At 31.3% G+C, this 8,195-nt stretch carries 8 protein-coding genes and 1 rRNA gene; 2 read left to right on the top strand and 7 right to left on the bottom strand.

The annotated features are described in order from the left end of the window. Window positions 1-91, top strand: a 5S ribosomal RNA gene (gene rrf / locus DFQ02_RS12820); the annotation flags it as partial. Between the two features lie 47 nt (window positions 92-138). Here the strand turns inward: rrf and DFQ02_RS12815 are convergent. Further along, entirely contained in the window at window positions 139-1,092 is a 954-nt protein-coding gene (locus DFQ02_RS12815; protein WP_181896418.1) for a hypothetical protein, read from the bottom strand. A 445-nt stretch (window positions 1,093-1,537) separates the two neighbouring features. Here DFQ02_RS12815 and DFQ02_RS12810 point away from each other — a divergent pair, with 445 nt between their 5' ends. Next, the gene (locus DFQ02_RS12810; protein ID WP_116524825.1) at window positions 1,538-2,032 is read left to right on the top strand and encodes a hypothetical protein; all 495 of its coding nucleotides are present in this window, start codon (window positions 1,538-1,540) and stop codon (window positions 2,030-2,032) included. 2 nt (window positions 2,033-2,034) lie between these two features. On the opposite strand, the gene DFQ02_RS12805 is transcribed toward DFQ02_RS12810, so the two are convergent. The 6 genes from DFQ02_RS12805 to DFQ02_RS12780 form a co-directional block, all read right to left on the bottom strand. Beyond that, entirely contained in the window at window positions 2,035-2,277 is a 243-nt protein-coding gene (locus DFQ02_RS12805) for a DUF6095 family protein (RefSeq protein ID WP_116524824.1), read from the bottom strand. After that, window positions 2,252-3,082 carry an N-acetylmuramic acid 6-phosphate etherase gene (murQ, locus tag DFQ02_RS12800; protein ID WP_116524823.1) on the bottom strand — a complete coding sequence of 277 codons (831 nt, stop codon included), beginning with the start codon at window positions 3,080-3,082 and terminating at the stop codon, window positions 2,252-2,254. The genes DFQ02_RS12805 and murQ overlap by 26 nt, the downstream gene beginning before the upstream one ends. A gap of 29 nt (window positions 3,083-3,111) precedes the next feature. Continuing rightward, window positions 3,112-4,572, bottom strand: coding sequence for a TolC family protein (locus DFQ02_RS12795; protein ID WP_116524822.1), 1,461 nt, complete (start codon window positions 4,570-4,572; stop codon window positions 3,112-3,114). A 7-nt stretch (window positions 4,573-4,579) separates the two neighbouring features. Beyond that, window positions 4,580-5,959, bottom strand: coding sequence for an ABC transporter permease (locus tag DFQ02_RS12790; RefSeq protein ID WP_116524848.1), 1,380 nt, complete (start codon window positions 5,957-5,959; stop codon window positions 4,580-4,582). A gap of 2 nt (window positions 5,960-5,961) precedes the next feature. Next, complete coding sequence (locus DFQ02_RS12785; RefSeq protein WP_116524821.1) at window positions 5,962-7,206, bottom strand: efflux RND transporter periplasmic adaptor subunit; 1,245 nt, start codon at window positions 7,204-7,206, stop codon at window positions 5,962-5,964. Between the two features lie 175 nt (window positions 7,207-7,381). Next, complete coding sequence (locus tag DFQ02_RS12780) at window positions 7,382-8,194, bottom strand: DUF4249 family protein (RefSeq protein ID WP_116524847.1); 813 nt, start codon at window positions 8,192-8,194, stop codon at window positions 7,382-7,384. Window position 8,195 lies beyond the last annotated feature (1 nt).

Below are 8,195 nucleotides of genomic sequence, written 5' to 3'. Positions count from 1 at the left end.
TGGGGCTCACCTCTTACCATTCCGAACAGAGAAGTTAAGCCCATTAGCGCCGATGGTACTACATTTGTGGGAGAGTAGGTCGTTGCCTTTTTTGAATCCCGATTCTAATTATTTTAGGATCGGGATTTTTTTTTGACTTTATTCTACAGTAAATATTTTAAGCATACCTTTGGCTTTACTATTTGGCACTTCTGATATAAAAGCATATTTACCTGGTTTTAAGTCTACGTAAAAATATCCTGTTCTTCCTGCTGGCATATCATTTACACCACCCAAAAAGGTTACGCCGTTTGGTACAGGGGTAATTAAACCTTTAGGGTCTGACCAATCCATCCAAGCTTCTAGAGCTTCTTCATTTGCATTAGTATCTAGTTTAACAAGATTTAAGTCATGCCAAATAAAGTTTTCATGTGGTTTTTGATCTTTAACAAATACTGAAAATATATGTCTGCCTTTAGTTATTGCTTTATCATAACTAATACCTTCCTCTCCAGATAAAGTAATATTAACTGTCGCTTTTGGTGGTGTATTGCCGCTAGCTGCTTCGGTAACAACTAATGGTTTAGCCATTCCCATAAGCGTATGGAATTTTCCGTTAGGCATTTTTACATAACATTCCATGATATAATAACCTGGTTCTAATTTTACTGTGGTAATTGCTGAATGCTTGGGTGCAATAAGCCCAGAACCTCCCGAAAATACAATATCTCCAAACCACTCTGGTAATTTGCCAAAGGCTGCAAAACCAGCTTCTGCTTTACCTTCATTAATTAAATCCATACCTTCCTCGAAAACAGGTGCTATATCGGTAATAGCATTGTCAACTGTTTTTCCTTCGGGATATTTATCCAATAAAAAGAAGTGTGTTTCGTTGGATAGGTTTTTATATTTAAATGTGTTCCAACCAGAAGCGATGGTGTCTACACTTTGAAATTCCATACTACGAGTTATAATATCTATGGTGTTAGTTGGAAATTGAATTTTTTCAACTTCCACAATTTCTTCTTCAACTATTTCTGATTTTTTTTCGTTTTTACAATTTAAAAAAAACAATGTTGTGAGTATGAAGATTAGAAAAGTTAGTTTGCGCATTTTCATATGTAAACAGGTTTGGTTTGTAAACTTAAAGTAATGAATATTAATGAATTAATCTAATTTTTTTTTAGGGTTATTAACTTAATGCTTTAAAAAGCTAATTACAACGGCTTTCAAAATAGTTTCTCTATCTAATTTATGGTCTTTTGGGATACATAAATCTATTGTTTAATAATATTGAGACAAGGGGATTAGTTTTATAAATCTTATTTTGAGTATTATTTGTATTAAACTTTGACTCTTTGTTATAAACATCTGAAATAAAAAGTATTGATGAAGCATAAAAATGGATATTTTTGTTTTTATGAGGGTCTTCATAAAGTATTGATGAATGTAGGTAATTATTACTAAGCTAATAATTTAAAAAGACTGTAAGGATGTGGGGTTTTAAAGACTAAATCTAAAATTTTTATTTTCAAATTATTTAGTTACTTTAGTTTGTATGGATATAATCATTGAATCTACCCTTAAAACTCTTAAGAAATCTAGATCCCTTTTAGAAAAAATTTCCGATAAAGAACTCTGTAATACTTCTATTTCACCTTACCATTCAAGTATAGGTTCTCATGTTAGACATATTTTAGATTTTTATGATTGTATTTTCAATAAAAATTCAGATAATCTTATTGATTTAACTGCCCGAAGTAGAAATAGGGCCGTAGAAACTAAATGTTGCACAGCCTTATCCTATTTGAGTTTTATTGAAGAAAAGTTAAAAACTGCTGAATTTAATATGAGTGACACAGTTATTGTAATAGATGACTTAGGATTAGGAAAAATTGAAATGCAATACACTATGGCTTCACTTTTTTCACAGGCTAACAGCCATACTATCCATCACTATGCTATTATAAACTATATTTTGAAAGGTTTAAATATTAATTTTGAAGATACTGATTTTGGATATAATCCTACTACACCAAAAGCTACCACATAATACTAGGAATTTTTCTTTTTAAACATGCTATCTAAAATAATATTGATACCTCTAAAGGCTAAATAAATAGCAAATCCGCATATTAGAATTGCTATAATAAGTAATATTGTATCAATAGGACTTTTTACTTTTGTTTGAGAAATATAGATAAGCGTAGGCCCAATAAACATACAGACTAAAGATCCGCCCATAAATTTAAGCCCTTTTACTAGAACCTCCTTATCTGTTCTTTTTGTTTCTGTCATGGTAATTTTTGATTGCTACTCGTACACTTCCAAATTCATCTAAAAGTTTTTTGGCTTCATCTTCAAGTATTTGTAATTCATTTGCAATCATTTTAGTACCGCGGTCAACAAGCTTGTTGTTGCTCAATTGCATATCAACCATTTTGTTGCCTTTAATATGACCCAATTTAATCATGGTAGAAGTAGTAATCATATTGAGAACTAGTTTTTGTGCAGTACCCGCTTTCATTCTTGAGCTGCCTGTAACAAATTCAGGTCCTACAATGACTTCAATAGGAAATTGTGCTGTTTGAGCTAAAGGACTCTTATGATTGCAAGTTATACAACCGGTAATAATATTATTTTCATTACACGTTTTTAAGGCATCAATAACATAGGGTGTAGTACCTGAAGCAGCGATTCCAACTACAACATCATTTTTAGAAATATTATGAGCCTGAAGGTCTTTCCATCCTTGAGTTGTAGAGTCTTCGGCAAATTCAACAGCTTTTCTAATAGCAGAGTCTCCACCTGCAATAAGCCCTACAACCAACTCGTGGGATACTCCAAAGGTAGGTGGACATTCAGAAGCATCAACAATACCTAAACGACCACTTGTACCGGCACCAATATAAAATAACCGTCCGCCAGTTTTTAGCTTTATTACTATTTGATGGACTAATGTTTCAATTTCAGGAAGTGCTTTTTCAACTGCAAGTGGAACAGTTCGATCTTCTTTATTAATATTGAAAAGAAGCTCTTTTACACTCATCTTTTCAAGATGATTATAATAGGAATCTTGTTCTGTAGTTTTTTGAAAGCTCATTATTCAAAAGTATGAATTAAATATAGATATTAATCATACAGAATGTCTTCTACTTCAATTTTTTTATTATCAATAAAGTCATAAAGTGTTAGTTGTCTCAATGTAAAATAGTCTCTCCAAAATGCTTCTAAAGAATTGAGATATTTAATTAAAGCATCATCTCTTTCGCGCAATGCAATATTTAAGTCTGTTATAGATATTTTACCCAAAATGTATCTCTTTTTAGAAATTTCATATCGTTTTGTTGCAACCTCTTTTGCTTTTTGAGATGTATACAGAAAATCTCTTTGGTTAGACCAATTTAATACATGAAGGTAGATTTCTTGTTCAAATTCTTGCTTGTCTTGTTTAATATTATTGTTTGTTAAATTTAAATTAGCTTCCGCCATTTTTCTTCTTGATTTAGATACACCCCAATCAAATATTGGCATTCCTATGGAGACCGAGACATTTTGCTGTCTATTAAAGTTATTAAACAGATTATTAAAATCATTACCATTTTGAGAAACGCCTAAATTAGCTCTAACTCCTAGGCGTAATCTGTTATTTCCCTTTTGAAAATTCACTTCTTTTTCGGCTTCTAATCGTTTTCTTCTAAATTCAATGACTGCTTTTCTATTAGATTTAGCCTCTGCTAAGGCTTTATTTACATCAACATCAAATAGAGGTAATTCCTCGGGGATATCCAACGTAATGTTTTCGGTGCCTAACTCCAAATATCTGGCTAAGTTTTGGGATGTTCTTTTTACTTCCAAAGTATTAGCTGTTACCCTATTTTTAGAATTTAAAAGGGTTAATTCCATTTGAAGTAATTCATTTTCAGCAATTTTACCCATTTTGTATCGTCCCTTAGCAATTTGATACAGCGTGTCTTGGTTTGATAGATTTATCTTTTCAATTTCCAACTGCATTTGTGCTTTAAGTAGCTCAAAATATCTTCTGGACGTATTTACAGATATTCGTTCCATACTTTCAACAAATTCTCTCCTTGATTCTTCATAAATGAGCGGTTCAATTTTCTTGTCCCATTTAAATTCATTGTAAAAAAGTGAGCTTTGAAAGTAACTTAAGCTAAAAGGAATTACAGAGTATTGAATATTATCTGATAATCCAAAAAGTTCCACTCTTTCTAAGTTAGAAAAAACCGATAATATACCACCCGTATAGGGTACACTTTGTGATAAAGATAGGCCTCCTGAAATTAAAAGTTGATTTTGATTTACAAAAATATCTTGTCCAGCATCATTTGTTTGACGTATAATAGCATTAGTATATTCTGGTAAAGTGGCATTTAAGTTTAGTTGTGGTAAAAAACTAGCTTTATATCTTCTGAACCTCCAGTAGCTTGATTGATTGATATTTAAATTGATTTTATATTCTGGAGAACTTTTTTGAGCAATATCTATGGCTTGGTTTAGTGTTATTTTTTTGGACTGAGAAAAAACTATTGTTGGAATAATAACAATAAGTAGTAGAAGTATTTTTTTCATATTTATATTATTCAGATCTTAAAGCTTCAATTGGTCTTTTTTTAGCTGCTGCCTTTGCTGGAAATATTCCAAAAACAAGCCCAACAATTACAGCTATTAAAAACGATATAGTTATGGAATTTATGGATAAAATAGTTTCTATTCCCGAAACTATTTCAATGATATAAGCTCCTATTATCCCAACAAAAATCCCTATAATACCACCCCCTACACTTATTAACACAGACTCTGATAGAAATTGCAAGACAACATCTTCTTCAGTTGCACCAATAGCACGAATAATGCCTATTTCCTTAGTTCTTTCAAGAACAGAGGCTAGCATAATATTCATAATACCAATACCACCAATTAATAAGGATATGCCTGCGATAATACTTAAAACAATATTGAATATTTGCTTTGTTTTTTGTTGCTGTTTTAAAAGTTGAATAGGTATTGTTATTTCAAAATCTAAGACATCATTATGCCTACGCCTCAGCATTTTACTTAGAACCTCGGCAGTGGCCTTTAATTCATTAGAATTAGAAACTTGAACTGTTAATTTATCAATTTGGTGATAGTTGCCACGAGGAATTCTTTGTTTAGGACCATTTTGGTTGCCACCAACCACTATAAAATTACCACCACCGCCAAAGGACGTAACATTATTACTTATTATCTTGCGGTCTTTATATCTTACCAAAAAGGTATTAATAGGGATATATACATCTTCGTTTAAATCTCTGATACCTAAATTTTCTTGAGCTTTATTTGAAATGAATTTTTCTTCAATGATACCAATCACTTGAAGCCAAACATCTTTAACTTTAATTTGTTTACCTAAGGCACTTTCACCTGTAAAAAGTTTTTTTTCAACTTTTTTCCCAATAATACAAACAGGTAAGGCATTTTTTGTTTGGTAATCTGAAAAGCTTTTGCCATTCTCTAAATTTATATTTGATGTTTGAAAGAATGTATTAGAAATTCCAATGAGTCTAACAGGATTTTGTTTGCCATTATTTATCACATAGGTTTCTAATATAATTTCTGGACTAACCATTTTAACACTTGGGATATAATTCTTTACACTTTCAGCATCTAAAATATCAAGTCCTTTTGTAAAACGCTTCGTTTCAGATTTTTCACTTTCCTCTTTATTATCATTTTCATCATCTTCTTTTTCATCTGGAATTGGGGTGACAACAATATTATTAACTCCCACCAATTCTAATTGTGATAATATTTCTTTTTCTGCACCATTACCTATTGCCAGCATGGTTATTACAGAGGCTACTCCAAATATAATACCTAAAGCAGTTAGAAAAGATCTGATTTTATTTGTTTTAATAAACCAAAAAGCTTCTGTGAAGTTAGACTTTAGCTTTTCTAAAAGTATTTTATCTACCATCATTATTTTAACAGTGTTATACTTTTTTCCTCCAAACCGTCTGGTTTATTCAAGTAAACAATATCACCTTCTTTAAGTCCATTTTCTATAATAACAACTTCATTATTTGAGAACCCTAATTTCACCTCTTGTTTATTTATTGTGTACCCAGATTTTACATAAGAATAGCTAATGGAGTCTTTAGAAAATACGGCTTCTAGCGGCATTATTAATACATTGTCTTCTTGATGGGTAAGTATTTTATTGGATGTGGTCATTCCGGGTCGTATGTTTTTATTGGTTTCATTCAGCTTAATTAAAACTTGGAAGAGTTTAATATCAGACCCAGCTTTAGTTTCTCCCACATTGGCAACATCAGTAACAACACCATCTAATTCAATGTCAGGAAATGCATCAAAACCTATTTTTGCTTTCAAACCCTTTTTAATTTTACGTATATCTACTTCGTTGCTATAGGTTTTAGATTCCATTTTTGATAAATCTGGTAAACTGGCTATCGCAGGTTGCCAAGGGGATATTGTAGAGCCTACTTTCTTTTTGGTGCCATTCCATTCTTTAATGTATGTTATCATACCATCATCTTCAGAGTGTATGGTAAACTGTTTCTGTAATTCTAATAATTCTTCTATTAGTTTTTTTATTTTAGACACCTCTGTTCCAACTTCTATCATTTTAGCATCGGCTTGTCTTTTTTTAATAGAATAATCAGCTTCTTTTTCTTTTAAGTCTCTTTCTGTTTTCTCAATTTTAATTTCTAAAGACCTAATGGTTGCAGGGGGTTCATAAACAGAACGTTCTAGTTCTAACTTATCTTCTTCAATACTAAACGACAGGTCCTTAATAGCATTTCGTTCTTGTTTTAGTGTTAAAGTTGTGTCAAGTTCTTGTTGGGTGTATCTGGATAGTGCTTTATCAAGATTTAATTGAGCATCTAGAATTTTACCATTTAGTTCAGATACATCGAGTTTACCAATATAGTCTCCCTTTTTCACAACGGTTCCTTCTGGCACAAGGTCCTGTATTTTAATGTTATAAATTCCATAGCGCCTAGCATTGGTAGGGCCATTAATTTCTTTTGAACTTGTAGATTGAGCTTCACCAGAAATATAGACTTCATTTAAAAAAGTACCTTTTATTACTTTAGTTGTTAAAGCGATATTTTCATCATCGTTAGAACTGAAATAGTAATAAGCAATTATTAGTAGGGCTAAAATACCTATAATATAGGCTACTCGTTTTTTGTTCATTCTTGGTTTGTTTGATTGGTTAAAGTAAGGGTATAATCTTTTTAAATGATGTTAATGTTATGCTAATTTTCTTTCATGAATAATATAAAACATCAAAAATCACACCGTTTTAATTAAGAACGCTGTAATCGTACTTCTATATATAGTTTAAATAGATAAACTAAGGCTTAATTAATTATTGCACCGTGTAATTAAAAACATCTGTTTCTGAAACTCTAAAGTAACCTAACGGATAATTTTTAGGATTAGTTTGGTTTATGCAATTCCCACGAACTGTAGCAGGTTGAGTTTCAAAAGGGTCTCCAGATTCATCGTCAGTTTGTTGGAGTAAAATAAAAAGGTATTCGTAATGACGTTTGGATATTCCTAAGATTTTAATGTCTAGATTATCATTGGCTTTCATTTCATCATCTGAAAAGAAGCCAAAAATTTGATTGCCATTGGTAAACTCATCATCATATACCTCTAACATAGGTACATTTTGATTGTTTTGAAACTGAAATAAGTAGTAGTTTTCTTGGTCTATAGGATCTGTGTAGAAAGCTTTTATTTCAATATCTTCACCAGAAAAACCTCCGTTATTATTTTGCTCAACAAAGTCAATTGGAACCACAGATTTTAGTGATTCTGTGGCCGTATAAGTTTCGTTATTATAATTGATTATGAGTGTGTAATCACCATTAATTTCAGGAATAAAAGTATTATTTTGGTAAATTCCTGAAGTCCCTTGTTCTATAAAATTGAACGTATTATTATTTGTGTCTGTTACAACAACCGTTGCGCCTGTTGCAGCAGGAATGGTAGTGCTAAAATAGGGAGCAGTAAGTGATAACTTTATTTCCTGATTATTACCTTGTGTACCTTTTTGCCAACTTAATGAAGCATCAATTACCAATCTAGTTTCGACAGTAGTCAAATCTACATCAATAACATCTTCACATGAAATGATTAGTAAACTAAGAACAATTATGTAAATTAATCTATTCATT

It is taken from the genome of Seonamhaeicola aphaedonensis, assembly GCF_003386195.1.
GTDB classification, from domain to species: Bacteria; Bacteroidota; Bacteroidia; order Flavobacteriales; family Flavobacteriaceae; genus Seonamhaeicola; species Seonamhaeicola aphaedonensis.
Note: the sequence above shows the minus strand (reverse complement) of the source record. Positions and strands in the feature narration are given on the sequence as shown.